At 42.3% G+C, this 25,328-nt stretch carries 20 protein-coding genes; 11 read left to right on the forward strand and 9 right to left on the reverse strand.

What is annotated here, in order from left to right:
* The first annotated feature begins 11 nt into the window (after positions 1–11).
* The 3 genes from PQ469_RS21620 to PQ469_RS21630 all read left to right on the forward strand — a co-directional run bounded on the left by PQ469_RS21620 (position 12) and on the right by PQ469_RS21630 (position 2,912).
* Entirely contained in the window at positions 12–656 is a 645-nt protein-coding gene (locus PQ469_RS21620; RefSeq protein ID WP_090653236.1) for a hypothetical protein, read from the forward strand.
* Between the two features lie 138 nt (positions 657–794).
* A complete protein-coding gene (locus PQ469_RS21625; protein WP_274209535.1) occupies positions 795–2,606 on the forward strand; it encodes an LTA synthase family protein in 1,812 nt (603 codons plus the stop codon).
* Positions 2,607–2,747: 141 nt separating this feature from the next.
* Entirely contained in the window at positions 2,748–2,912 is a 165-nt protein-coding gene (locus tag PQ469_RS21630; protein WP_177183959.1) for a hypothetical protein, read from the forward strand.
* A gap of 37 nt (positions 2,913–2,949) precedes the next feature.
* On the opposite strand, the gene PQ469_RS21635 is transcribed toward PQ469_RS21630, so the two are convergent.
* From PQ469_RS21635 to PQ469_RS21650, 4 genes are read right to left on the reverse strand one after another with little or no spacing between them, the layout of a single operon-like run.
* The gene (locus PQ469_RS21635; RefSeq protein WP_274209536.1) at positions 2,950–3,570 is read right to left on the reverse strand and encodes a hypothetical protein; all 621 of its coding nucleotides are present in this window, start codon (positions 3,568–3,570) and stop codon (positions 2,950–2,952) included.
* Position 3,571: 1 nt separating this feature from the next.
* Entirely contained in the window at positions 3,572–4,837 is a 1,266-nt protein-coding gene (bioA, locus tag PQ469_RS21640; protein ID WP_274209537.1) for an adenosylmethionine--8-amino-7-oxononanoate transaminase, read from the reverse strand.
* On the reverse strand, positions 4,834–5,274 hold the full coding sequence (locus PQ469_RS21645; RefSeq protein ID WP_274209538.1) for an NUDIX domain-containing protein: 441 nt from the start codon (positions 5,272–5,274) through the stop codon (positions 4,834–4,836). The genes bioA and PQ469_RS21645 overlap by 4 nt, the downstream gene beginning before the upstream one ends.
* Entirely contained in the window at positions 5,274–6,248 is a 975-nt protein-coding gene (locus PQ469_RS21650) for a cation diffusion facilitator family transporter (protein WP_274209539.1), read from the reverse strand. Before PQ469_RS21650 ends, PQ469_RS21645 begins: the two co-directional genes overlap by 1 nt.
* A 90-nt stretch (positions 6,249–6,338) precedes the next feature.
* On the opposite strand from PQ469_RS21650, the gene PQ469_RS21655 reads away from it, so the two are divergent.
* Positions 6,339–7,532, forward strand: coding sequence for a pyridoxal phosphate-dependent aminotransferase (locus PQ469_RS21655; RefSeq protein WP_177183958.1), 1,194 nt, complete (start codon positions 6,339–6,341; stop codon positions 7,530–7,532).
* Positions 7,533–7,717: 185 nt separating this feature from the next.
* Here the strand turns inward: PQ469_RS21655 and PQ469_RS21660 are convergent, their stop codons facing one another.
* Entirely contained in the window at positions 7,718–8,290 is a 573-nt protein-coding gene (locus tag PQ469_RS21660) for a hypothetical protein (RefSeq protein ID WP_274209540.1), read from the reverse strand.
* Positions 8,291–8,690: 400 nt separating this feature from the next.
* Positions 8,691–9,044 (reverse strand): winged helix-turn-helix transcriptional regulator, encoded by a 354-nt coding sequence (locus PQ469_RS21665; RefSeq protein ID WP_274209541.1) that lies wholly within the window; start codon positions 9,042–9,044, stop codon positions 8,691–8,693.
* Positions 9,045–9,148: 104 nt separating this feature from the next.
* Between PQ469_RS21665 and PQ469_RS21670 the strand changes: the two genes are divergently transcribed.
* Positions 9,149–9,892: an SDR family oxidoreductase gene (locus tag PQ469_RS21670; protein ID WP_274209542.1), complete on the forward strand. Its 744-nt coding sequence runs from the start codon at positions 9,149–9,151 to the stop codon at positions 9,890–9,892.
* A gap of 124 nt (positions 9,893–10,016) precedes the next feature.
* Here PQ469_RS21670 and PQ469_RS21675 read toward each other — a convergent pair whose 3' ends face one another.
* The 3 genes from PQ469_RS21675 to PQ469_RS21685 all read right to left on the reverse strand — a co-directional run bounded on the left by PQ469_RS21675 (position 10,017) and on the right by PQ469_RS21685 (position 15,851).
* Positions 10,017–13,196, reverse strand: coding sequence for an efflux RND transporter permease subunit (locus PQ469_RS21675; protein ID WP_274209543.1), 3,180 nt, complete (start codon positions 13,194–13,196; stop codon positions 10,017–10,019).
* Positions 13,197–13,265: 69 nt separating this feature from the next.
* Positions 13,266–14,444, reverse strand: a complete 1,179-nt coding sequence (locus PQ469_RS21680; protein ID WP_274209544.1) for an efflux RND transporter periplasmic adaptor subunit — start codon at positions 14,442–14,444, stop codon at positions 13,266–13,268.
* A 60-nt stretch (positions 14,445–14,504) separates the two neighbouring features.
* Complete coding sequence (locus tag PQ469_RS21685; RefSeq protein ID WP_274209545.1) at positions 14,505–15,851, reverse strand: TolC family protein; 1,347 nt, start codon at positions 15,849–15,851, stop codon at positions 14,505–14,507.
* Between the two features lie 365 nt (positions 15,852–16,216).
* Here PQ469_RS21685 and spt point away from each other — a divergent pair, with 365 nt between their 5' ends.
* From spt to PQ469_RS21715, 6 genes are all read left to right on the forward strand, one after another.
* Complete coding sequence (gene spt, locus PQ469_RS21690) at positions 16,217–17,422, forward strand: serine palmitoyltransferase (RefSeq protein ID WP_090653224.1); 1,206 nt, start codon at positions 16,217–16,219, stop codon at positions 17,420–17,422.
* Positions 17,423–17,535: 113 nt separating this feature from the next.
* Positions 17,536–18,654 carry a GNAT family N-acetyltransferase gene (locus tag PQ469_RS21695; protein WP_274209546.1) on the forward strand — a complete coding sequence of 373 codons (1,119 nt, stop codon included), beginning with the start codon at positions 17,536–17,538 and terminating at the stop codon, positions 18,652–18,654.
* Positions 18,651–19,637 carry an NAD-dependent epimerase/dehydratase family protein gene (locus PQ469_RS21700; RefSeq protein WP_274209547.1) on the forward strand — a complete coding sequence of 329 codons (987 nt, stop codon included), beginning with the start codon at positions 18,651–18,653 and terminating at the stop codon, positions 19,635–19,637. Before PQ469_RS21695 ends, PQ469_RS21700 begins: the two co-directional genes overlap by 4 nt.
* A gap of 191 nt (positions 19,638–19,828) precedes the next feature.
* Positions 19,829–21,154, forward strand: a complete 1,326-nt coding sequence (locus tag PQ469_RS21705; protein ID WP_090653221.1) for an inositol-3-phosphate synthase — start codon at positions 19,829–19,831, stop codon at positions 21,152–21,154.
* Positions 21,155–21,770: 616 nt separating this feature from the next.
* On the forward strand, positions 21,771–24,329 hold the full coding sequence (locus tag PQ469_RS21710; protein WP_274209548.1) for a DUF5686 family protein: 2,559 nt from the start codon (positions 21,771–21,773) through the stop codon (positions 24,327–24,329).
* A gap of 25 nt (positions 24,330–24,354) precedes the next feature.
* Positions 24,355–25,077: a CDP-alcohol phosphatidyltransferase family protein gene (locus tag PQ469_RS21715; RefSeq protein ID WP_090653266.1), complete on the forward strand. Its 723-nt coding sequence runs from the start codon at positions 24,355–24,357 to the stop codon at positions 25,075–25,077.
* The last annotated feature ends 251 nt before the right edge of the window (positions 25,078–25,328 follow it).

The following is a 25,328-nucleotide window of genomic DNA, read 5'->3' on the forward strand; positions in this document are numbered from 1 at the left end:
AAATTAAAACAATGAGCATAAAAACTTTAAGTATTGCTTTGGGCCTTGCCCTTACGGCAACCGCAATGAGTGCAAACGCACAAAAAAAGTACAGCGAGGGCGTTATAGATTTCACTACCCAGATGATGGGACGCCCCGTTGAAGCTAAAAACTATTTCAGGGCCGATTCAAGTGCATTTGCTTTTTCAAACGGACCGGCCAATATCAAAATTTTAACAAACGCCGATGCTACATCGATGGTGGTTTTGGTTGATGTAGCTGTTGCCAACATTAAAAAAGCGGCAGTAGCCAGTCCGGATGATATTGACCAGGCAATGGCAGCTTTACCACAATTTACTTTTGCCCCGGGCACCGAAACTAAGGTTATCAATGGCTTTAACTGTAAAAAAGTGGTTGCTACCGATAAAAAAACCAGCAAAACTTACGACATATGGATTACCAATGATATTGAAATACCTTCTACTGGTATAGCCAAATATTACGCGGGCATCGGTGGTTTCCCGGTGCAGTATACTTCATTTGCACAAGGCCAGTCAACTGAGGTTACGGTTAAAAGTGTAACCGAGCAAAAACTACCTGCCGGCACCTTTGGTATCCCCGCCGATTTTGAAAAAATCACGATGGACGATTTGAAAGCCATGCGCGGCGGCAGGTAAGCAATTACTTTAACAAAAAGCTAAAGGTTTCTTAACATTGCAGTAAAGTACTTACTTTTGTACCCCTGTATGTTAAGAAACCTTTTTAGTTTAGTCAGATTTTTTTTATTCTGGTTATTGTTCTTCGCAATAACCCGTTTGGCGTTTGAGCTATATTTTCTGCCTAAGCTTAAAGATGCCGGGCTAAGCGACATTATACAGACCTATTTTTACGGCCTCCGGCTTGATGCTTCGGCAGCAGCCTATATCAGCGCCATCCCCCTGTTGGTTTTCCTGGTTAACTGGTGCATACCAAAAACGCATGTTAAACCTATCTGGCTTAAAGTATATGTTTGGGTTTGCCTGTTTTTTATCTCGTTAAATACCGGGCTCAATTTCAACATTTTCCGCGAGTGGGGCACCAAAGTGGTGTTCAGGGTATTTAAATCATTGTACGACGCACCGTCCGAAGCATTTGCCTCAACAGGATCATCACCGGTGGGCAGGAGCGTTTTTATATGTATTATAATATTGGCATCGGGTATCTTCCTGTCATTAAAGATCATTGATTTTAACTTTAAAAAGCCCGTGCTCGAACCCAGGCTAAAAGCCGTGGTTATAGCCTTACTGCTTTTTTCCAACTTTTTGCTCATGAGGGGCGGTTTACAACCAGTACCTGTCGATCAAAACTCAGCCTATTTTTCTGATCATGAATTTTTAAACCAGGCAGCTCTTAATACCGAATGGAACCTGTTTAACAACGTAGTTGAAAACCTTGGCCGCCCGTACAACCCATTTGTATTTATGCAGCCAAACAATGCTACCCGGCTTGTGCAGGAGGCTTATAGTTATAATAGTGACAGCACGGAAAACATACTTACCACCAACAGGCCAAACATTGTCATTATCCAGATAGAGAGCTATACTGCCGATGTGATTGAGTCATTAGGGGGCGATAAAGGCGTAGCGCCCAATTTTGAAAAATTCATTAAAAACGGCATCCTGTTCAACAACATTTATTCATCTGCCGACAGGACCGACAAAGGCATCGTATCTATCATGAGCGGCTTTCCGTCGCAGGCTATTCGTACCATTGTTGCCGATACTTTAAAAAATAAAAAGCTGCCGGCCATAGCGTCATCGCTTAAGACGGCGGGCTATCCAACATCATATTTTTACGGCGGCAAAAGCAATTACATGCATTTTGACCTGTTTATGAAAAACCACCAGGTTGATCATATTACCGACGAAGCCGCCTTTGATCAAAACCTGGTAAAAACCCAATGGGGTGTTTATGACGATGTGCTTTTTGCTAAACACCTGGATTTTGCCCAACAACAAAAGCAGCCTTTTTTTACCTACCTGCAAACATCAACCAATCACGAGCCTTTTGTGCTGCCCGTAAAAGGACATTTTCCGGAAGACGATGAGGCGGGTGATGCCAGCAATAAGTTCAGGAGTACCGCCTACTTTACCGACTCATGCCTCAACTCCTATTTTGAACAAGCTAAAAAGCAGGCCTGGTATAAAAACACCCTGTTTATTTTAGTAGCCGACCATGGCCACCGCCTGCCACGCAATGTATCTGAAGCTTATAACCCTGTAAAATACCATATCCCGCTGCTGTTTCTTGGCGAAGTAATAAAACCCGAATACAGAGGCAAAAAAATCAATAAACTGGGCGGACAAACTGATATTGCCGCCACCCTGCTTACCCAGCTTGGCCTGCCCCATCAACAGTTTAAATGGTCGAAAGATTTGCTTAACCCTACCACCAAAGATTTTGCTTTTTTTGACTGGGACAATGGCTTTTGTTTTATGGCACCCCAACAAGTGGTGTCATACGATAATTCAGGCCGCAGGATAGTTTACACCGGCAATAAAAACGCTGATGCGAAGACTACCGATAATGTACTTTTATACGGCAAGGCCTTTTTGCAGGAGGTATATACGGAGTATATGAGTTACTAAACCAACCGTTTGCGGGGTTAACAGGATTTTTTCTGAACCGGAATTTTTAGAATTAAAGAATTGGCAGAATTTAGATTAATAAATGCGCTATATTGATTGCTCCGGGTTTGCTTTTTTATTTTTAATAGCCGTAATTTGAATATGCCTACAGAAGAAGAATTAGACGAATTGGAAGATATTCGGTTATATGACGAAGTGAAATTACTTAACGAACCCTCCATCCCAATTGAAGACGCATTCAAAATACTCGATGAAAAACGTCGGATTTCGTCAGCAGGCCAATTAAAAAATTCTGCACATTCCTAAATTCAACAAATTCCGGTTCAGAAATAAATTTTGAATTTTAACTTTTGAATTTTGAATTTAACGAAGCTCCCAACTGCTTCACCCACATTTCAAACAACCTGGTTTCAAAAGCTACCGCTTTATTGGCGTGTTTTTCCCAATCGGGCGAGAATTTGTGCAGCTGGTTAAGCATTTCTTCCAGGTGCCCTTCTTCTTCCAGGATAATTGATTTTACGTTTACTTTGCTGCCCGCTTCGTCAAGGGCCGATTGGTAAATGGGGTAAAGTTCATCGGCACGAACTTCAATAGCATAGGTTACAAGCAAATAAGCCGCAAAACGAAGTTCGGGGCCTGTAAGGTTCAATTCGCTTTTAAGATAGCGGCAAACATCAATATCCAGTTGGTTTAAGTAGTATTTGCTTGAGCCCGGGGCCAGCAGGTATTCGGCAGCGTAGGTTGGCAGCTCAACACCTGTTTTTTCCAGTTGTTTTTTGAGGTAAAAGGCATGGCGATGCTCTTCGGCAGCATGTTTCAAGATAATATAGGTCACCGTAAGCGGGTCTTCACTGGCCGAAATTTTGCGGGCCCCGGTGTTTTCCATCAGCGACAGCGTGTTCAGCCAGCGGGAGTGCAACTGGTTATCGGCTATTATTTGCGGTAGAAGTTTGTTTAATAACATGTTATATTTCTTGTAATGCCTGCTCTATTTTGCTGTAAACATACTGTAGTTCATCATCAGTAATGCAATACGGCGGTAAAATGTAAATTACGTTGCCCAGGGGGCGTAATATAACACCGGCAGTTAAAAAGTAATGGTATAATTTATCGCGAAGCGAGCTGAAATAAGAGGTATTATCCCCTGTTTCCCACTCCATTGCCAGTATGGTACCGGTTTGCCTCAGGTTTTTTATTTTAGGGTGATGTTTAATTTTACCGGCAAACAATGCATGCGCGTTAACTATCCGTTCAATATTTGCGGCTGTTTGGGGTTGTTCAAACAAATCCAGGCTTGCCAGTGCCGATGCGCAGGCTATAGGATTGGCGGTAAACGAATGGCCGTGAAAAAGCGTTTTCAACCGATCATCAGATAAAAAAGCATCGTAGATGTGCTTGCTACAGGTTGTTAAGCCTAATGCCATGGTGCCACCCGTTAAGCCTTTTGAAAAGCACATAATATCGGGCTGTACATTAAGATAATCGCATGCAAATGACTTTCCTGTGCGGCCAAACCCGGTGAAAATCTCGTCGTCAATCATCAGCACACCTTCCTGTTTGCAATGGGCCATCAGTTCATTCAAGTATTCGGCCTCGTACATCAGCATGCCTGCAGATCCCTGCACCAGTGGCTCGAAAATAAAACAAGCCAGTTGAGATTTGAGGTGTGAGATTTGAGATTTGAGACTTTGGATGTTTTCTTTGTTGGGGGTATCAATAAATTCGACCTCGAACAATAAACTATCAAAGGCTTTTGTAAATGCGCTGCGGCCGCTTACAGCCATGGCACCAAAGGTATCGCCGTGGTAGGCATTGTTAAAAGCCAGTATTTTGGTGCGTTGCTGGCCGTTGTTATTCCAGTATTGCAGGCACATTTTTATGGCTACTTCGATGGCGGTTGAACCATTATCTGAGTAAAATGCTTTTTGCTGGTTATCGGGTAAATGGGTCAATAACCGCTCGGCTAATTCAACAGCGCCTTCATGGGTAAAGCCGGCGAAGATCACATGCTCCAGTTTCTGCAGTTGTTCGGCCACTTTTTTGGCGATATAAGGATGCGCGTGCCCATGAATGTTTACCCACCAGGACGATACGGCATCAATATATTGTTTGCCCGTTTCATCAAACAATAAAGCACCCGCCCCCCTTACAATGGGTACAGGCGGCGCCGCGGTTTTCATTTGGGTATAGGGGTGCCAGATAACTTTAAGGTCACGTTCGGTAAGGTTCATAACTCATCCTGTAAAAGTTCAACTACGCGCTTATCTGTAGGGAATACAAAATCGGCTATACTTAGGGCAGTTAAGTTTATCCACCTGAATGACTGCAGCACTTCGCCTTCGCCGTCAAAATCAAAGGCTATGGTTTTGGTAACTAAATTTACCGGGCTTATGCTCCGTACCAAATAGTAAACGCTGATGACCTGCGAATTGTTAAAGGCCGATTTCACAAAAAAATCGGTTGTATAAAAATGCCCTACAATTTCAATTTCCAGGTTACACTCCTCCATAAATTCGCGCTTCAGGCCGTCAACCAGGCCTTCGCCCAATTCAAGGCCACCGCCGGGGAATTTGGTAAACTGCATCCCATATTCCTGCTCATCGCTTACCAGCAATTCGTCGTTATCATTAAGCAACAGGCCGTAAACCCTTACATTAAAATACGTCATTATTCAAAGTGTTTTTTATTTCGTACTACAATATCCATGGTCCACTCAATGGTTTCTGTTTTGGCCTCGCTCCTGATGGGGCAATTGGGCATGCTGCAATAGTGGCAGCAATTGGGCAAACATGGGTCGGTATGAATAAATAGTTCGGTTTTTATACCTACCTCCTGGTTAATCATTTTATCAACCAACGATACCTCGGTATGCACCGTATTCAAATCAAAATAACTGGGTAGCGTAAGGTGGCAGTCAATATGCAGTTCATGACCATATTTTTGAGCACGCAGGTTATGCACATCAATCCAGGCATCGCGGCGTTTATCGCTTAGTACTTTTATTACCTCGTTAACTACATCTATGTCGGCCTCGTCCATAAGTCCGCCTACAGAGCGGCGTACCAGTTTGTAGGCGCTATAAATTAAATACAAGGCTACCAAAATTGATAACGCGCTATCAAGCCATATTAAACCCACAAAATGAATCAGTAGTAAACCTGCCACCAGGCCAATGCTGGTTACCATGTCGGCTATTAAATGACGCCCGTCGGCATCGAGCGTTATCGACCGCAATACTTTCCCCTTATAAATCATATAATAACCCAAAGCGCCGTTAACAGCGCCCGTGGCACCAATAATAACCGCGCCGGTGAGCAAATCATGAATATTTTCGGGATGAATTAAACTATATATCGATTTTCCGATAATGATGAGCCCGGCAATGCCTATAAGCGATCCTTCGATAAATACCGAAAAGTACTCTACCTTGCCATGCCCGTAGGGGTGATTTTCGTCGCGAGGCTGTGCAGCAAGGTAAATGCTAAAAAAAGCGAAGGAACTGGCAATTACATTAACAATACTTTCGGCGGCATCACTTAATACAAAATTGGAACCGGTTAAAAAGTAAGCCCCGAATTTCGCCATCATCAACACTATACCCGTAATCAGCGAAATTAATATGATCCTTTTTTGTTCCTTCAAAACAATCTTTATTAGGCAGCAAATTTATAAATAACAAGCGTAAGTAGCAGTAAAGTTATTTTCTATATTTGCCGCGATAACATAATTTATATGAGCGCATTAAGTAACCGGATAAATAACCTGTCCGAATCAGCAACAATTAAAATGGCCAAATTGGGCCGTGAACTTGCCGCAAAAGGCGTGGATGTAATCAGTTTGAGCTTTGGCGAGCCTGATTTTCATACCCCTGAACACATTAAAGAAGCTGCCAAGCAGGCCATGGATAAAAACTTTACCTACTACACACCCGTAGCAGGCTATCCTGAACTGCGTAAGGCTGTTGTTGCCAAACTGAAGAACGAAAACGGACTTGATTATGATTTTAGCCAGATAGTAGTTTCAACCGGTGCCAAACAAGCCATTGCCAACGCGGTATTGTGTTTGGTTAATCCGGGCGAAGAAGTAATTATCCCTACCCCTTACTGGGTATCGTACAGCGAGGTGGTTAAACTGGCCGAAGGCGTAAGTGTTTTTATAAACACTACTGTTGAACAAAACTTTAAAATTACCCCTGAGCAATTAGAGGCAGCCATAACCCCTAAAACCAAATTGTTTATGTTCTCGTCGCCTTGTAACCCCACGGGCAGCGTTTACAGTAAGGATGAATTGGAAGGCCTGGCCAAAGTGTTTGAAAAACACCCGCATGTATATATTTTAAGCGACGAGATTTATGAGCACATTAACTACGTTGATAAACATGAATCAATAGCGCAGTTTGATTATATTAAAGATCGTGTGATCATCATCAACGGCTGGTCGAAAGCATTTGCCATGACCGGTTGGAGAATTGGTTACACGGCATCAAACAAAGAGATAGCCATTGCCTGCGATAAAATGCAGGGACAAATAACCTCTGGTACCTGCTCTATAACCCAACGTGCCGGTGTTGCCGCTTACGAAGGTGGTTTAGAAACTGTACTGGAAATGCGCGCCGCATTTAAAAAACGCCGCGATATAGTATACAAGTTACTAAGCGAAATTGAAGGGTTAAAAGTAAACCTGCCGGATGGCGCTTTCTATTTCTTCCCCGAGGTAACTTCGTTCTTTGGTAAAAGCTATAATGGCAAAACCATTAAAGATGCTGATGAACTGAGCATTTATCTTTTAGAAGAAGCCCATGTTGCCACCGTTGGCGGCGATTCGTTTGGCGACCCTACTGCTATCCGTTTATCGTACGCTGCGGCCGAAGATAAGCTAATTGAAGCCGTAAGAAGGATTAAAGAAGCGCTGGGGAAACTGGTATAAGATGTGCAGATTTCAGATTTTAAATGTGCAGATGAAATAATTAATTTGAAGATTTGAAAATGAAGAACGTTTCAACTTAAATTCTGCTAATTCACTAATTCTGTAAATTCTGATTCAGACAATAACAAGAAAGCCCCTCATCATCACGACGAGGGGCTTTCCTGTTATTACTGGAGTTTTGGATATTACAAGCCAAACCCGTAAGCTACACGCAAACCTACCAGGCCATAGTTGCTACCCTGGCCCGAGAAGTTTTCATAACGTGCTCCTATATCCCATGATTTGGTTGCATAACCTAAACCGGGTGAAAGGATCAGCTTAGTGTTTTTATCGCCACCCGCTACAGTTGGATGAACTTCAAAGCCTGCACCAGCTTCGCCTGCAAGATAAAAACCATCAGACACGAATGCTTTAACACCAGCTTTAACAGGGATCATACCCAATGATCTGGCCTTAAAGGTTGATGTGGCAGTACCCGTTGGTGTAGTTACCGAAGTAGTGTAAGTTTTACCAAAGAAATTATAGTAACCCGAAGTTAGCGTTAAGGCCACATTGTTGTTTACACCATATTGTAAACGTCCTGTACCACCTAATTCAAATTTTGAATAATCATGAATGTCGCCGGTTGGTATACCAGCTTCAACACCGATACCAAAGCGTAATTTGTTGGCTGGGGTTGTTTGAGCATTAACATTTGTTCCGACGAATATAGCTGCTGCTGTAAAAGCGCCTGCTATAACTTTTGTCACTGTTTTCATAGTTGTAATTTTTAGTAAATAGTCCGCGGTTTTATTGCCGCGTTGATACCCCTTTTACAAATACTTTGCCATTGTAGCATTTTTTGGCGCTTGTGAGATTGGCATGACTATTCAAAAATCAATTCTTACAACAGGTATGTTACAAAAAACATGTGCTTAGATATTGATTATCAGCACACTATTTCACTCTCAAATACCAACTTTTTATCTATTTATGAAATAAACTTAACATCAAATTAATGTTCAGAAAACAGGAGCACTACTGTTCAGCATAGTGTATCCTATTAAAGAATTTCTGTTTGGTTTAAACTAAAATGATGTAAAAACAGCCGTCCGCAGCGAGCTATATGGCTTTGCCAAAAACAAAAAAGAGAGGTTTTGAGCCTCTCCTATTTTAATTTTACTTATCATCTATAATTACCTGTCGGTGTTTCATTCCCCAATCGGCCAGGTTGTTGATAATAGTCTGCAGTGTTTGTCCGTACTCGGTCAGGTTATATTGAACGGTTACAGGCTGAGTGTCTAAAACAGTCCGCTTTATCAGCTTATTTACTTCCAGCTCCTTTAATTCCTTACTCAGCATCTTGTTTGATATGCCGTTTACGTCGTTCAAAATATCAGAGAACCTTCTTTTATTATAATAGCAGATAGATGAGATAATGGAGATTTTCCATTTGCCGTTCAGCACGTCCATTGCATCATGCACGGCCATAATTTCTTTTTTGTGCCCTGGCACACATACATAGTCAGCCATAAGTTACCTTGTTACCCAAATGTTACTGTTACTTTTAGTTACAAAGTAACTAAAATAAATTTCTATATCCTAAGTTTGCTTCGTAAATATTAAAAAAATAAGTCATGAACTTTAAAGGTAAAAATGTAGTTATAACCGGGGGTAGCACCGGAATTGGATTAGCAACCGCAAAAGCATTTATCAATGCCGGGGCAAACGTTTGGATTACCAGCAGAAGTGCCGGTAATATGCAAAAAGCTGCCACGGAGATCGACAGCCCAAATTTGCAAACCGTAGTGTCGGACACTTCAAAACTGGCAGAGATTTCGATTCTTGAAAAAGCAGTTACTGCAAGCGGAAACAAATTAGACGTACTTTTCCTTAACGCAGGAATAGCTGTTTTTGCCCCAATTGAACAGGCAACAGAGGCAGATTTTGACGCCCAATTTAACACCAATGTGAAAGGCCTGTTTTTCACGCTGCAAAAATTAATTCCGCACCTGGCAAATGGGGCATCTGTAATATTCACATCCTCAACAGTAGCAACAGCTTCAAATTTAGGCACCAGCGTATATTCTGCCACCAAGGGGGCGTTAAATAAAATTGCCCAGATTGCCGCAAATGAATTGGCCGACAGAAAGATCCGCGTAAATATTATTAGCCCGGGGCCAGTTCAAACACCAGGATTAGATTATGCAGTACCTCCTGAAGCAAAGACATATTTAGCTGCCGCCACGGCGCTGCAAAGGTTGGGCGATGCCGATGAAATTGCGAAGGCAGTGTTGTTCCTCGCCTCGGACGATGCAAGCTTTATAAACGGTGCAGAATTATTGGCCGATGGTGGCTATATTAACTATGCGCTAAAATAAATTAGACCTCTGCATCAGATTGCTAAATCGTTTTTAATTGGTTGCTAAAATTACGCTCGTTTTTTTAGCAAAAATGGCCGGAATTTCTTCCGGCCATTTTTGTGTATTAGCTTTTGCTAATTTATCAAGCTTGTGGCCCGTGCCCATTTTCGGGTTTGTAATTTTTTTCCATTTCGGCAAGCTTCTCTTTACCGTAAGCAAATTTGGTTATCAGGTAGTACAACACCGGCACTATAAATATAGCCAGCGACGTGGCGGTTAACATACCTCCAAATACTGTCCAGCCGATAGTCTTCCTGGCTTCGGCGCCCGCACCGGATGCTATCATCAGTGGCACAACGCCCAATATAAAGGCCATTGAAGTCATGATGATCGGCCTCAGCCTTAGCCTTACCGCCTCGAGGGTAGCTTTTTCAAGGTTCATCCCTCTATCTACCCGTTCTTTGGCAAATTCAACAATCAGGATGGCGTTTTTGGCCGCCAGCCCAATCAAGGTTATCAAACCAATCTGGGCGTAAACGTTATTAGTAAGATCGGGCCAGAAACTAAGGAAAAGGATAGCCCCAAACGCGCCTAATGGCACCGATAATAATACCGAGAATGGCACCGACCAGCTTTCATACAAGGCGGCAAGAAACAGGAATACAAACCCGATTGAGAGGGCAAATATGTAAATCGTTTTTGATCCCGATAGTAATTCCTCCCGGCTCAAGCCCGAAAATTCGTACCCAAAACCTTGTGGCAATGATTTGGCCGCCACTTCTTTTAAAGCGGTAATAGCGTCGCCGCTGCTGTAGCCAGGTTTGGTGCTGCCATTGATCTCGGCCGAACGGAACAGGTTATAATGCGCTATTAACGGTGAATTTTCAATAACCTTATAGGATGTAAGGGTACTTAACGGCACCATGGTGCCAAACTGGTTACGCACAAAGTACTGCCCAATGTTGCTTACGTTGGTCCTAAAGGCAGTATCGGCTTGCGCAAGCACCCTGAAATTTCGCCCGTAAATGGTAAAATCGTTAATATAGGTACTACCCAAGTAAGTTTGCAGGGCGCTGTTAACATCAGATATGGATACGCCTAATTTTTTTGCCTTTTCCCTGTCAATGGTTAGTTGGTAAGCGGGTGTACTTGCCGTAAAAAAGGAGAAAGCCCGTGCAATTTCCTGCCGTTTGTTTAATTCGGTAATAAATGTGCGCAACGTTTTTTCAAATACCTTAATATCCCCGCCGGCCTGTTTTTCTTCCAGGATAAACGAGAAACCACCGGTGCTACCTAAACCAGGTATAGCAGGCGGCTGAATAACCACCACGTTGGCCTCCTTAAACCGGGCCAACTTTTGGTTTAGTTTGGCAACCAGCGCCGTTATCTGGTGTTCTTTTTCTTTACGTTCGTCCCAGGGTTTAAGCTGCACAAACATGGTGGCGCTATTGGCCTTACTGGCAAAGCTGATAACATTTAAGCCTCCCAATGCTGCATAGTGTGCAATTTCGGGGATGCTATCCAGTGTTTTCATCATCTGGTGCAATACGTCAACTGTACGTACGGTTGATGAAGCTTCGGGCAAATCATAGGTAATATAAATACGGCCGTCATCCTCCAGCGGAATAAAGCCCGATGGTTTGTTATGAAATAGCAATACCGCGCCAACAATAATACATACCAGTATAATAATAACAAATTTGGAGTGCTTTATTCCCTTATCAACCGTATTGCGGTACTTGCCGGTTACACGGGTAAACCATTCATTAAATACAAAGAAGAATTTATTAAGCCCCTTTGATTTATTATCTATTTTATGCGGGCGAAGCAGCAGCGTACACAAAGCCGGAGTTAATGAAAGTGCAACAAAAGCCGATATCAATACCGATATTGCTATAGTGATAGCAAATTGCTGATAAAGCCGCCCTACAATGCCTGGCACAAAACCTACCGGCACAAATACAGCCGCTAATATTAAAGCGATGGCAATTACCGGTGCCGATATATCGGCCATGGCGTGTTTGGTAGCCTCTGTCGGCGTCATGCCTTCCTCATCCATATAATGTTGCACAGCCTCAACCACCACAATGGCATCGTCAACCACAATACCAATAGCAAGCACAAAACCAAACAAGGTTAGGGTATTGATAGTGAAGTGCAGGGGTATAAAAAATATGAAAGTACCTATAATAGATACCGGTATGGCCAAAACAGGAATTAACGTAGAGCGCCAGTTTTGCAGGAATAAAAATACTACCACAATAACCAGCCCCAAAGCAATAAGTAAGGTATCAACCACTTCGCCTACTGATACTTTTACCACGGTAACCGCTTCAAAAGGCACTACATAATCAATATCGGCAGGGAAGCTTTTTTTAAGCTCGTTCATGGTGTCATAAACGTTTTGGGCAGTCTCGAGCGAGTTGCTGTTTGGCGCCTGGTAAACCAGCAGGTATGATGCCCTTTTGCCATCAACAAACGAATTACCCGAGTAGTTAAACTTACCCAGCTCAATACGTGCCACATCCTTTAAGTGCACAATGGCACCGGTAGCGGGCACCGTTTTAATAATTACGTTACCAAACTCTTCGGGTTTGCTTAAACGGCCTTTAACCAGTACCGAATATTCAAAGGTTTGCGACGCTTGTTGCGGCGTGGCGCCAACGGTGCCGGGAGCTACCTGGGCGTTTTGTTCGGCCAGGGCAGCGGTAACGTCGGCGGCGCTCATGCCTAACGAAGCCAGCTTGGCAGGGTTAAGCCAGATACGCATACTAAAATCATCGGCACGGCTCACCACATCGCCTACGCCTTTGGTACGCAGTATAGCATCTTTTATAAAAACGTTGGCATAGTTGTCAGTAAATGTAACATCATGCGTCCCTTTTGGCGAAAACATGGCCACCAGCATTAATATACTTGGGTTACGTTTACGCACCACAAGGCCCAGGCGCTGTACCTCCTGCGGTAAAGTGGGTGTAGCAATACCAACCCGGTTTTGCACATCAAGCGCGGCTATATTAATATCGGTACCTACATCAAAGTTAACGGTCATGCTCATCTGGCCGTTGCTGCTGCTGTTACTTTGCAGGTAGGTCATGCCGGGTACACCATTTACCTGCACCTCTACAGGGGTAGCAACCGTTTGCTCAACAGTGAGGGCATCGGCACCGGTATACGTACCTGTAACCGAAACCGTGGGCGGGGTTATATCAGGATATTGCCCGATAGGCAGGCTGCTCATTGACAGTAAACCAACAATAACAATCACCAGGGAGATCACTATCGCGGTAACCGGTCGTTTTATAAAAGTATCTGCAATCATTCTTTTTATTATTAAGTTTTGCAGGGGATTATCCTGCCAATCGCTTAAATTTTTCCTTATCTGTTCATACTATTTTTTGGGTGCTGCACCAGCCGGCGGGCCACCTGCGCCAAGTGTAATCCGGCCGCCATCGCGCAAACGCTGGAAACCGTCAGTTACCACTTTATCGCCTGCTTTAATACCTTCCATTACTACAATACTGGTATTTACACGCGGGCCAAGCTTCACTTTTACTTGTTTGGCAATAGTATCCCGCCTGTCTTTTATCGTTTTATCGTCGGCGGTATCTTTAACTGTGGTATCCCTGGTTACAAAAACAAAAAACTCGCCCATTTGCTCGGTCACGGCTTTATTAGGTATTTGAACCCTGTTACCCGATTGGTTGTTGAGCACCTGTAAAACGCAGCTCATGCCATCTTTCAATACATCATCTTCGTTCGGGAACTGGATCCTTACTTTGATGCTGCCGGTACCACTGCTTACCCCCCTGTCAATAGCTAAAACTTTGCCTGTTTTATTGTAGGTTTTACCATCGGGTAATTGTAATTTAAAAGTGGTATCGCTGCTTGATTTTTGCAGGCCATAAAAACGGTTAATATCCTGCTCGTTAATCACCACATCAACACCAATAGGGTGCTCGGCCGATATGGTGTTCATCAGCGTAGTGCCAACGGCTACCTGCGCCCCCAACCTTACCTGCGATATACCTATACGGCCCGTAAAAGGCGCCCGTATAGTAGCGTAAGAAAGATCAGTAGCTGCCGACGCAAGACCCGCTTTGGCCACTGCTACAGCGCTCTTATTGGTTTCATAAGCGGCAACAGCCTGGTCGACAGTTTGGCGCGCAATGGCGTCGTTTTTTAACAACATATTGTAGCGGTCAACATCTTTTTGGGCTTTGGTAAGGTTGGCCTGCGCACTTAATACGTTGGCAGCCGCCTGCTGATAAGCCGCTTCATATTTGCGCTTATCAATTTCATAAAGCACTTTGCCCTTTTCAACAACGTCGCCTTCCTTAAAAAATATACCGGTTACAAAACCCGGCACCTGGCTGCGCAGTTCAACAGTGTTAACGGATATAACCGTCCCCTGGTAACTATCATAATAGGTAGCATTACCATCTTTTGCTTCGGCAATTGAAACCGGGATTGGCGGCGGGGCGGCTGCGCCCTTTTTATCGTGTTTACCGCATGATACCCATGCTAATAATGCCGCCGGGGCTAACCAATATATATATCTGTTCTTCATTATAGTAATTTGTTCGTTTGAGTATTTTCTTAAAAAAGCATGCTGAAAGCCATATTATTATTATTGTACCGGCAACGTGCCCAACGCTTTTTGCAGGTCAATTTTGCTGGCCAACAGCTGGAACAGGGCGTTATAATAATTTAATTCGGCTGTACGCAGGTCTGATTGTGCTACAATAACATCAAGGTACGTTTTAACGCCTTCGCGATATTGCAGGCTTACTATTTTATATACATCCTTTGCAAGGTCAACATTTTCGCGCACCAGTTTATAGCTGGTGTAATTGCTTTTATAACCGGCAAGGGCCTGTACATATTCGGTGTTAAGGCTGTTTTTGGTATTTGCAATATCCAGGTCGGTACGTTCAACCTGCAAACGTGCCTTGCTTAAATTTTGAAGGCGTTTGCCGCCCTGAAAAATAGGCAGGTTTAACGTTAAGCCAACATAGCCTGTAGGGTAGGCATTACTATACAGCGGGCTAAAATTGTGGTTAAAGTAGGCGTAATTATAACTGCCCACCGCCGATAACGAAGGCAAAAAGCCATAATGGTAATAATCAACATTTAAATTTTTTAGCGCTTTACTGGCTTGCAGCAAGCGGTACTCAATCCGGTTATTTACATCAAGCACCTGGTTGGTATCAATGGCAGCCTCCTGCTCATATCGGGAGGAATCATAAGCCAGGGTAATGTTACCCGGGCCGCCTACCCCCATAATTTGTTTTAAATAAGCGGTTTTACTTTTAATAGATTCCTCCGTCGCTTTACGTGTAGCGATAGAATTATTAAGGGCAATAGTTGCCTGTTTAAAATCTGTTTTATCAGATACGCCTGCCTGGTACCGGTTGGTGGCATCCTTTAAGCTTCGCTGCAGCCTGGTAATGTCCTCATTAGTAATATCCAGCTGCTTTTGCGATAACAGTACATCAAAAAAAGCCTTGCTTACATCCGACACAACATTTATCTGGCTGCTTAACGTGTTATCCTTATAATACTCCCGCGAATATTTTGAGGCCTTTGAAGCCAGCAACACATCGTTATTATAAATCACCTGCGATGCGGTAACGCCCAGGGTCGACAGGTTACGGATGCTGCCTGCGTTTGATGGAATATTGGCCCCCGATGCACCCGCCTGCGGCTGTCCTTTAAAATAGTAATTATAAAGGCCCGATGAATTTACCTGGGGCAGCCATCCCGATAAACCGATCCTGATATCGCGCTCGTTTATTTGCTCATCAATAGCGGCCTGCCTTACAGCCGGCTGGTTGCGCAGCGCGTAGTCAACAGCTTGCTTAAGCGTAACTGGCCCGGTAATTGTATCAACACCTGTTTGTGCGAAAGCCGGTGAATGTAAAATTAATGTTAAATTGACTATCGTTAAGAGGGATAAGTACTTTAGTTTTTTCATACGAAAGAATGGGTGCCAATGATCGCCGACTTAAACTACAAATACGGCGATGTTATAGTTTTAGCCAAATTGCATAGGGGATACGCGAATATGTGGTTAATATTAGCAAAATAGCGCCAACCACAAAAATTTTACGTAAACTTTATAAAAAATGCGGTAAAAAACCAGCTTTGGCCGTTTTTACAAAAAAATGAAAATAAGGGATAGCAAATAAATAAAAAAATTAATTAATTTGCCATGTGGTTTAATGTGGCTTTGGCAGAACTTACATGTTCTGTAGCCTTATTTAAAAAAAATTACATTTACCGTATAAGTTATACACTTATTCATGGTATTTTTACGCAAAATTAAAGCAGAGTTAATACATGGTTAAAAAACTACATGGGAAGATCGCCGAGTTCCAGGTTGCAAATATGCTCCGGGAGAAGGGATTGTATCCTTATTTCAGGCCTATTGAGTCTGCTCAGGACACTGAAGTATTAATTGACAACAAAAGGGTATTAATGTTTGGATCTAACTCATACTTAGGCCTTACCAATCACCCGAAAATTAAAGAAGCTTCAAAAAAAGCGATTGATAAATATGGCACAGGCTGTGCCGGATCGCGTTTTTTAAATGGTACACTGGATATTCATATTGAGTTAGAAAACAGGCTTGCCGCTTTAGTTGGCAAAGAGGCCGCCGTTTTATTCAGCACAGGCTACCAGGTAAATCTTGGCGTACTATCCTGCATTACGGGCCGTAATGATTACATTATTTTAGACGAGTACGATCATGCCTGCATCATTGACGGCAGCCGCCTTTCGTTTTCAAAAGTGTTAAAATACGCCCACAACGACATGAACGACCTGCAGCGCAAACTGGCATTATTGCCCGAAGAAGCTGTAAAGGTTATTGCTGTTGATGGTATTTTCAGCATGGAAGGTGATATTGTTAAGCTACCTGAAATAGTGCAGCTTGCCGACCAATATGGTGCAAACATCATGGTTGATGATGCGCATAGCCTGGGGGTTATCGGTCATAATGGAGCAGGTACTGCATCCCACTTTGGCCTTACCAAGGATGTTGACCTTATTATGGGTACCTTTAGTAAGTCATTAGCTTCGTTGGGTGGTTTCATAGCTGCCGATAAGGATACGGTTGACTTTATTAAGCACCGCGGCCGTTCGTTGATGTTTAGCGCGAGTATGACACCAGGATCAGTTGGCAGCGTAATTGCGGCCCTGGATATCATGGAATCGGAACCCGAAAGGATTCAGAAACTTTGGGATAATACCAATTACGCCATGAAACTTTTGCTTGACGAAGGTTTTGACCTTGGCCCAACCGAAAGCCCGATATTGCCTATTTATGTACGCGATAACGAGAAAACTTTCCTGGTAACCAAACAGCTGCAGGCGGCTGGCATATTTGTTAACCCGGTTGTTTCGCCTGCTGTGCCTTCAGATTCATCGTTGCTGCGCTTCTCCTTAATGGCTACCCATACATTTGAGCAAATTGAGGAAGCTGTTGAGAAACTGACTAAAATTTTTAAAGACGTAGGCGTTACTTCCGTTAAAGAAAAAATATAATCTTATAAAGTGTCCGTGTGCATATTTGGCTGCTGTTTTATTAAAGCAACCGTATACACACGGACTTTTACGTTTCATATAGCCTTAGGGCAACCAATTAGTGCAAACCACTCATGATAAAAATTGTAACAGTTAGTTCAAAAAAAGAACTGGCTTCATTTATTGATTTTCCGCATGATTTGTATGAGGGCGACCCAAACTATGTGCCAGAACTGTTTATCGCCCAGCGCGACCTGCTAACTATTCACCCTTTTCATAAGCACAACAAGGTACAGCCATTTTTAGCTTACGACGGCGATAAAATTGTAGGCCGTATTGCAGCCATCCTGAACAATGCCCACAACGAATACAATCAGAAAAACGATGGTTTTTTTGGTTTTTTTGATTGTATAGACAGCACCGAGGTTTCAAACCTGCTGTTTGATGTAGTTACCGGCTGGCTTAAAAACAAAGGTATAACCGGCCAGCTTTTAGGCCCGGTAAACTTTAGCACCAATGAGCCCTGCGGATTATTGATTAAAGGTTTTGATAGCCCGGCGTTTTTAATGAACACCTACAATAAACCATATTACGCCAACCTTATTGAAAGCTATGGCTTTGGTAAAGATGTTGACATGATAGCATGGCACTGGGACGGGCAGGAATATGACGATAAATCGGTAAGGTTATTAAACTCTTTAGAGGAGCGTTTAAAACGGAGCAATATCATCATTCGCAAAGTAAATTTAAAAAAATTCAAAGAGGAGGCGGCCAAGCTTCGCGAAGTATATAACTCGGCCTGGGATAGCAATACCGGTTTTGTGCCTTTAACCAACGAGGAATTTGATTACCTGGCCAAAGACCTTAAGCTGATCCTCGACCCTGATTTTGCTTTGGTTGCCGAACAAGAAGGCAAAATTGTAGCATTTGGCCTGGCCCTGCCAAATTATAACGAAATTTTTCAGAAGATAAAAAGGGGCCGTTTGTTGCCAACCGGCATTTTTAAGCTGCTGTTTGGTAAAAAAAACATACAAAGCATCCGCATTTATGCGTTAGGGGTAATAGATGGTTACCGTAAAATGGGTATCGAAGCCTGTTTATATGGTACTATCATAAGAGAGTACAAAGCCAAAGGTTTTAAACATGCCGAAGCCGGCTGGACTTTAGAGCATAATGACATGGTAAACCGGGCTATAGAAGCCATCAAAGGCGATCCGTACAAAACATACAGGATGTACCAAAAAGCGATATGAGGGAAAAGGTTTTAATAACCGGGGCAAGCGGTTTTGCGGGGTTTCACATTATCGAAGAGGCGTTACACAACAATTTTGAGGTATATGCCGCCGTGCGTAAAAGCAGCAAAACAGACCACCTGAAAAATCTCGATATCAAATTTGTTAACCTTAACTACCGCGACCTTACTGCGCTAAAGCAACAGCTTGCAGATATTAAGCCCCATTATATCATCCACGCGGCCGGTGTTACGGCAGCCAAATCACAGGCGGCTTATAACTATATTAATGCCACCCATACTTTCAACCTCGCTTCTGCTGCTGTACAGGCAGGCATCAATCTTAAAAAATTTGTTCTCATCAGCAGCCTGGCAGCGCTTGGGCCACTTAAAACATTATCCGGCGCTATCAGCGAAACTATCAAACCCAACCCGGTTACTGCTTACGGCCGCAGTAAACTACTGGCCGAAGAACAGTTAAGGACGGTTGAAAATTTAAACTATACTATATTGCGCCCAACGGCTATTTATGGCCCAAGGGATACCGGCATATTTATATTTTTTAAGCAGCTTACCCGCGGCCTTGAGCCATACATGGGCAAGGCCGACCAAAAGTTAACCTTTATATATGTAAAGGATGTAGCCAAAGCTTCCATAAAATCGTTATACGACGGAAATAATACCGATTATAACCTTAGCGATGGCAATTATTACAGTAAATATGAGTTGGCTAATTTAGCCAAGGAAGCTTTGAGCTTAAAAACCTTTAAATTTCATTTACCTGTAATATTTGTAAAAATAATAGCCCTGGTATCAGAAAAAGTTAGTTCTTTGAGCAACAAAGCCGCCATCATTAACATGGAGAAGCTAAACGAACTCATGGCCGTAAACTGGTCGGTTGATATCGAGAAAGCCAAATCGCACCTTGGATTTTATCCAACGTATAATTTGCAAACCGGGTTAATAGAAACACTAAAGTGGTACAGGGCCAACGACTGGTTATAACCGCCAGGCAAACTAAACATTAATACATGGAGCATTAAAATTGAAATAAAACAAAATCAAAGCAATTTACTTAAACGTTTAAGTAAATTAATAATCAGGTACTTACTAATAAATAAAACAACAGATGATAACAACGGAGCAATTAAATAAACAGCCGTTTTATCCCAACAATTAAACAATAAATAAGTATAATGAAAATCAAAATTTCTCCTGCCGAAGGTAAACTGGGTATCCTTATCCCTGGTTTGGGCGCAGTAGCCACCACGTTGATTGCCGGCGTTGAAGCTGTAAAAAAAGGCATTTCGCAACCAATTGGCTCCCTTACACAAATGGGGCACATCCGTTTAGGTAAACGTACCGAAAACCGTAACCCTAAAATTAATGAGTTTGTGCCGCTTGCCCAGTTAAACGATATCGTTTTTGGCGGATGGGATGTGTACGAAGATAACGTTTACCAGGCTGCATCAAATGCAAAGGTATTGGAATCGTCGTTATTGGATGCTGTAAAACCGGCACTGGAAGCCATTGTGCCGATGAAGGCCGCTTTCGATCAAAATTACGCTAAAAACCTTACAGGTACCCACGTTAAAACCGGCACACGTTATGAGCTGGCACAACAGGTAATGGAGGATATTAAAAACTTTAAAGAGCAAAACGGTTTAGACCGTGTTGTATTGGTATGGTGCGGATCGACAGAGATTTATTACGAGGCGTCGGCCATCCACCAGTCGCTTGCAGCTTTTGAACAAGCCTTAAAAGATGACGACAAACTGATAGCACCAAGCATGATATATGCTTACGCGGCTTTAAAATTAGGCGTACCTTTCTCAAACGGCGCCCCTAACCTAACCGTTGATATCCCCGCTTTAATTGAGCTATCAAAATTAACCAAAACGCCTATTGCAGGTAAAGATTTTAAAACCGGCCAAACTTTAATGAAAACAGTTTTGGCACCGGGCCTTGCTGCACGTTCGTTAGGTGTACACGGTTGGTTTTCAACCAATATATTAGGTAACCGCGATGGTTTGGTATTGGATGATCCGGACAACTTTAAAACTAAAGAAGTATCAAAATTAGGCGTACTGGAAGATATTTTTAAACCCGAAGATAACCAGGAACTGTATGGCAACATTTACCACAAAATCCGTATCAATTATTACCCCCCTCATGGCGATAACAAAGAAAGCTGGGACAACATTGATATTTTTGGCTGGCTGGGCTATAAAATGCAAATCAAAATTAACTTCCTTTGCCGCGACTCCATCCTTGCCGCCCCTATCGCGCTCGACCTTGCTTTATTTAGCGACATGGCCAAGCGTGCCGGTATGAGTGGTATCCAGGAATGGTTATCGTTTTATCTTAAATCGCCGCAAACCGCTGCCGGTTTACATCCCGAGAATGATATATTTAAACAATTGATAAAGTTAGAGAACACACTTCGTTATTTAATGGGCGAAGATTTGATAACCCACCTTGGTTTAGATTATTATGACGATATGTTTGCCGCAGAAGCATAATAAATTGTAATAAAATGTAAATCAGCCGTATAAAGTCCGATCTTTATGCGGCTGATTTGTTTATAAGCCATCCTTAAACCTAAGTTTATTAACTGTTACGCTGCTGATATCAATTAAGCTGTTAATAAATGTTAAATACCTGTATAGGTGTATAGCAGGCCTGCAATTTTTAGTACCCTTGTAACGAATATTTTTTTAAAAATCTGTAATTATACAGGTTACGTTTGTACAAATACTGATAAGTATGCCCTGATATATATTATTATCGTTATTTAGCTATTAGTATAATTTCAGGGTAATTTATTTCAATGATTACCGTTGTTGTAATTGCCACGGGTAATATTTGACTTTTTGACCACATTAGTCTGTAGGGATTTTTTTTACCTTTGGAGCGCAGTTACAAGCGTGATATAGGAGTTATAAAAGGTGCATTAAACCCATTTAAAATAGGTTTATCGCCTAAACAGGCCGAAAGTGGATAAGGGCGTATGATTGATCGGCACGATAATTTAAACTGATATTTAATAATATCGGTAACCAAAAGGTTAGCTATAGCGGGGCGGGATTATATTATCAATCAAAAAAAGGTTTGTATTTGCATAATTGCATAAAGTACATGAAGTTTAAAAAAATTTACAAAAGTCTATTCTTTTCAATATTCTTTTTTTCTGTTACCTCAATATTTGCTCAAACCACCATTATTACAGGTAGGGTTACTGATGCGGGCAACAAACAAACCCTTCCTTATGTAGTAGTTAGCTTTACCGGAACCACAACCGGGGTTACTACAGATAACAATGGAAATTACCGCCTGTCAACAACCAATCAAACTTACAAGCAAATAAAAATATCTTTTTTAGGATACAAGGATGCGTTTTTGGCCGTGGTGCCTGGTAAAGAACAGGTTATTAATGTAAAGCTTTTCCCTGCGGCGCAACAACTGGCCCAGGTTACTATTAAAGCCGGTAAAAAGCCTAAATACCGTAATAAGGATAATCCGGCGGTTGAGCTGATTCGTAAGGTTATTGAAAATAAAGAAAAAAACCGCCCCGAAGCCTATGATTATGTAGAGTACCGGGAATATGATAAAATGATGTTTGGTGCCGCCAACGTTTCGGCCCAGTTCTCCGACCGCAAATTTTTCAGGAAGTATAAATTTATATTAGATAACCGCGACAGCACGTCTATCCCGGGCAAATCGATATTACCTATTTTCCTTAATGAAAAGCTTGTACAAAACTATTACCGTAAAAATCCCGAGAAAAACAGGGAAATTGTAATAGGCGAAAAAAATGTGAATTTTGGCCCGGCTGTGGATAATGCAGGCCTTGCACAGTATTTTAAGCACCTTTATACCAAGGTTAATATATACGATAATAATGTTTTACTGATAACCAGCCAGTTTTTAAGCCCGATATCAGATAACTCGCCCAACTACTACAAGTTTTTTATTACCGATACCATTACCGATAATAAAGGCCAAAAACTGGTACAATTAAGCTTTACGCCCCGCAATACCAACGATGTTTTATTTGAGGGCAGCATTTATATAACGCTGGATGGCAATTATGCGGTTCAGAAAGCATCGCTACTGGTAAACAAGCATATCAATATCAACTTTATCAGATCAATACAGGTTGACCTGGATTTTGAGCAAAATCCCGACAACAGGTACCATTTAAGCAAAAGCGTTACAACTGCCGACTTTGGTGCATCAAAAAAGGATGCAAAAAGCAGCCTGTTTGGCATGCGTACCATTACTTATGGTAACTACGTAGTAAACAAGCCAAGGCCGGATACTGCCTACACCAAACAATCGGAAGAGTCATCAGACGAAGCCCGCAACCGCAGCGATGCATTCTGGCAAAAAAATCGCCTGGATACGTTAACTACGGCCGAATCAAAAGTTTATAAAAACATTGATAGTTTAAAAGATATGCCGTCGTTTAAACGTACGGTGGATATTGCAACCATATTACTTGCGGGCTATAAAGGCTTTGATAAGTTTGAGATTGGCCCTGCCAACACTTTTTACAGCTTTAACCCGGTTGAAGGTTTTAAATTAAGGTTTGGCGGCCGTACAACCCCTAACCTGAGCAGGCGTTATTATTTTGAAACCTATGCCGCTTATGGCTTTAAGGACGAACGATGGAAGTACTTCCTGAGCGCCACCTATTCGCTTAATAATAAATCGATCTATAAATTCCCGCAAAATTATTTAAGGGCGAGTTTTCAGCGCGATACAAAAATACCGGGGGCTAATCTTCAGTTTGTTCAGGAGGATAACTTCCTGCTATCATTTAAGCGTGGTGTAAATGATAAATACCTGTACAACGATAATTATAGAATTGATTATGTACATGAGTTTGATAGTCATTTTTCATATAGCGCTGGTTTTAACAACTGGAAACAGGAGCCGGCCGGCTCATTATACTTCAGGCCGGGAAATGACCTTACCCACCCTGTTCATGATTTAACTACAACCGAATTAACCGCGGGATTAAGGTATGCACCCAACGAAGAATTTTACCAGGGTAAAATTTACCGTACCCCACTCCCTAACAAATATCCTATTTACCAGGTACAATTTACCGCCGGCTTAAAAAACATTTTTGGCGGCGAATATAACTACCAAAAGATTGATGCACGTATTGATAAGCGTGTTTACGAATCGCAGTTGGGTTATGCCGATGTGGCCGTTTATGGTGGTAAAGTGTTTGGTACTGTTCCATATCCGCTATTATCAATTCCGCGTGCCAATCAAACTTATGCTTATGATATTGATTCATATAACCTGATGAACTTTTTGGAGTTTGTATATGACCATTATGAAGGTATAAGGATCGATCAGCATTTTATGGGTTTCTTTTTTAACAAGGTGCCACTATTTAAAAAGTTAAAATGGCGCGAAACAGCTTCCTTTAAGGTGCTATGGGGCGGTTTGAGCGATGGTAATAATCCTTCGATACACCCATCATTGTACCAGCTGCCTGTTGATGCCAATGGAGTGCCGCTAACTTATTCATTAGGACGAACTCCTTATGTTGAGGGAAGCGTTGGTATCGAAAACATATTTAAGCTAATTCGTGTTGATTTTGTGGAAAGGTTTAACTACCTTAATCATCCGAACGTAGCAAATTGGGGTATACGCACCAGAATTAAATTTGATTTTTAATTTTGTACATCAAACTATTACAAAAATGGAACAAAAAATATCGCTTAGAACAAACCTGCAATTAGGGATTTACCGGGTGATTGATCCCGTTGTAAAAATTCTGATCAAGATTGGGTTAACACCAAACGCGGTTACATCAATCGGGTTTGTGCTTAACGTGGGTGTTGCGGCCATTTTTATTTTAGGTGCCGAAGAAGGCAACCGCGGCGATTTACGCTATGTTGGCTGGGCAGGGGGCTTAATCCTGTTTGCGGGCCTGTTTGATATGCTTGATGGCCAGGTAGCCCGCTTAGGTAACATGAAATCAACCTTTGGCGCGCTGTACGACTCGGTTCTTGACCGTTACAGCGAATTGATCATGTTTCTTGGTATTTGCTATTACCTGGTAGGGCACCACTATTTTATAAGCTCGATAGCTGCGTTTATAGCCCTCATAGGCTCCATGATGGTAAGCTATGTAAGAGCCCGTGCCGAAGGCTTGGGTGTTGAAGTTAAAGGTGGTTTAATGCAACGGCCGGAGCGTGTGGTTACCATTGGTGTTTGCGCCTTAATAAGCGGTATAGTTGCGCAGTATATTGGCGGCAATTATAAATTATTTGTACCGGGTGTTAAATTTCACGTATTTGAACCGATATCGATATTTACCTTCCCATTGGTATTGCTGGCTGTGCTAACCAATATTACGGCGTTTAACCGGTTAAGGGAAGCAAAAAAAGCCTTGATAAAACAAGAGGAAGAGGGATCGTAAGTATTATAGAAGCTGAAAGCAGAATGCTCAAAGCTTAAAGCCAACATGTTTCTATATAAATCGCAGCTTCTTAGTCCTAAGTTTGATTAGGCATTGTCATAGAAAATTTAACTTATGGCTACCGGCTGAAGACTTTGAGTTAACAACTTGAGACCCCGGCCAAAATATCGTACCTTCGTGCAAAGGCTGTATTACTGCAGCTGACAATAAATTATATCAAACAAAACATCAAAATAACAGGCGAAGAAATC

This window comes from Mucilaginibacter sp. KACC 22773 (assembly GCF_028736215.1).
Lineage (GTDB): Bacteria > Bacteroidota > Bacteroidia > Sphingobacteriales > Sphingobacteriaceae > Mucilaginibacter.

Bases quoted from the DNA above. Each gene is read 5' to 3' on its own strand.
- PQ469_RS21665 (WP_274209541.1), bottom strand. From the start codon at position 9,044: ATGGCTGACTATGTATGTGTGCCAGGGCACAAAAAAGAAATTATGGCC.
- PQ469_RS21630 (WP_177183959.1), top strand. From the start codon at position 2,748: ATGCCTACAGAAGAAGAATTAGACGAATTGGAAGATATTCGGTTATAT.
- bioA (WP_274209537.1), bottom strand. From the start codon at position 4,837: ATGAACCTTACCGAACGTGACCTTAAAGTTATCTGGCACCCCTATACC.
- spt (WP_090653224.1), top strand. From the start codon at position 16,217: ATGGTTAAAAAACTACATGGGAAGATCGCCGAGTTCCAGGTTGCAAAT.
- PQ469_RS21675 (WP_274209543.1), bottom strand. From the start codon at position 13,196: ATGATTGCAGATACTTTTATAAAACGACCGGTTACCGCGATAGTGATC.
- PQ469_RS21620 (WP_090653236.1), top strand. From the start codon at position 12: ATGAGCATAAAAACTTTAAGTATTGCTTTGGGCCTTGCCCTTACGGCA.
- PQ469_RS21670 (WP_274209542.1), top strand. From the start codon at position 9,149: ATGAACTTTAAAGGTAAAAATGTAGTTATAACCGGGGGTAGCACCGGA.
- PQ469_RS21705 (WP_090653221.1), top strand. From the start codon at position 19,829: ATGAAAATCAAAATTTCTCCTGCCGAAGGTAAACTGGGTATCCTTATC.
- PQ469_RS21715 (WP_090653266.1), top strand. From the start codon at position 24,355: ATGGAACAAAAAATATCGCTTAGAACAAACCTGCAATTAGGGATTTAC.
- PQ469_RS21645 (WP_274209538.1), bottom strand. From the start codon at position 5,274: ATGACGTATTTTAATGTAAGGGTTTACGGCCTGTTGCTTAATGATAAC.
- PQ469_RS21710 (WP_274209548.1), top strand. From the start codon at position 21,771: ATGAAGTTTAAAAAAATTTACAAAAGTCTATTCTTTTCAATATTCTTT.
- PQ469_RS21695 (WP_274209546.1), top strand. From the start codon at position 17,536: ATGATAAAAATTGTAACAGTTAGTTCAAAAAAAGAACTGGCTTCATTT.
- PQ469_RS21685 (WP_274209545.1), bottom strand. From the start codon at position 15,851: ATGAAAAAACTAAAGTACTTATCCCTCTTAACGATAGTCAATTTAACA.
- PQ469_RS21680 (WP_274209544.1), bottom strand. From the start codon at position 14,444: ATGAAGAACAGATATATATATTGGTTAGCCCCGGCGGCATTATTAGCA.
- PQ469_RS21660 (WP_274209540.1), bottom strand. From the start codon at position 8,290: ATGAAAACAGTGACAAAAGTTATAGCAGGCGCTTTTACAGCAGCAGCT.
- PQ469_RS21700 (WP_274209547.1), top strand. From the start codon at position 18,651: ATGAGGGAAAAGGTTTTAATAACCGGGGCAAGCGGTTTTGCGGGGTTT.
- PQ469_RS21635 (WP_274209536.1), bottom strand. From the start codon at position 3,570: ATGTTATTAAACAAACTTCTACCGCAAATAATAGCCGATAACCAGTTG.
- PQ469_RS21655 (WP_177183958.1), top strand. From the start codon at position 6,339: ATGAGCGCATTAAGTAACCGGATAAATAACCTGTCCGAATCAGCAACA.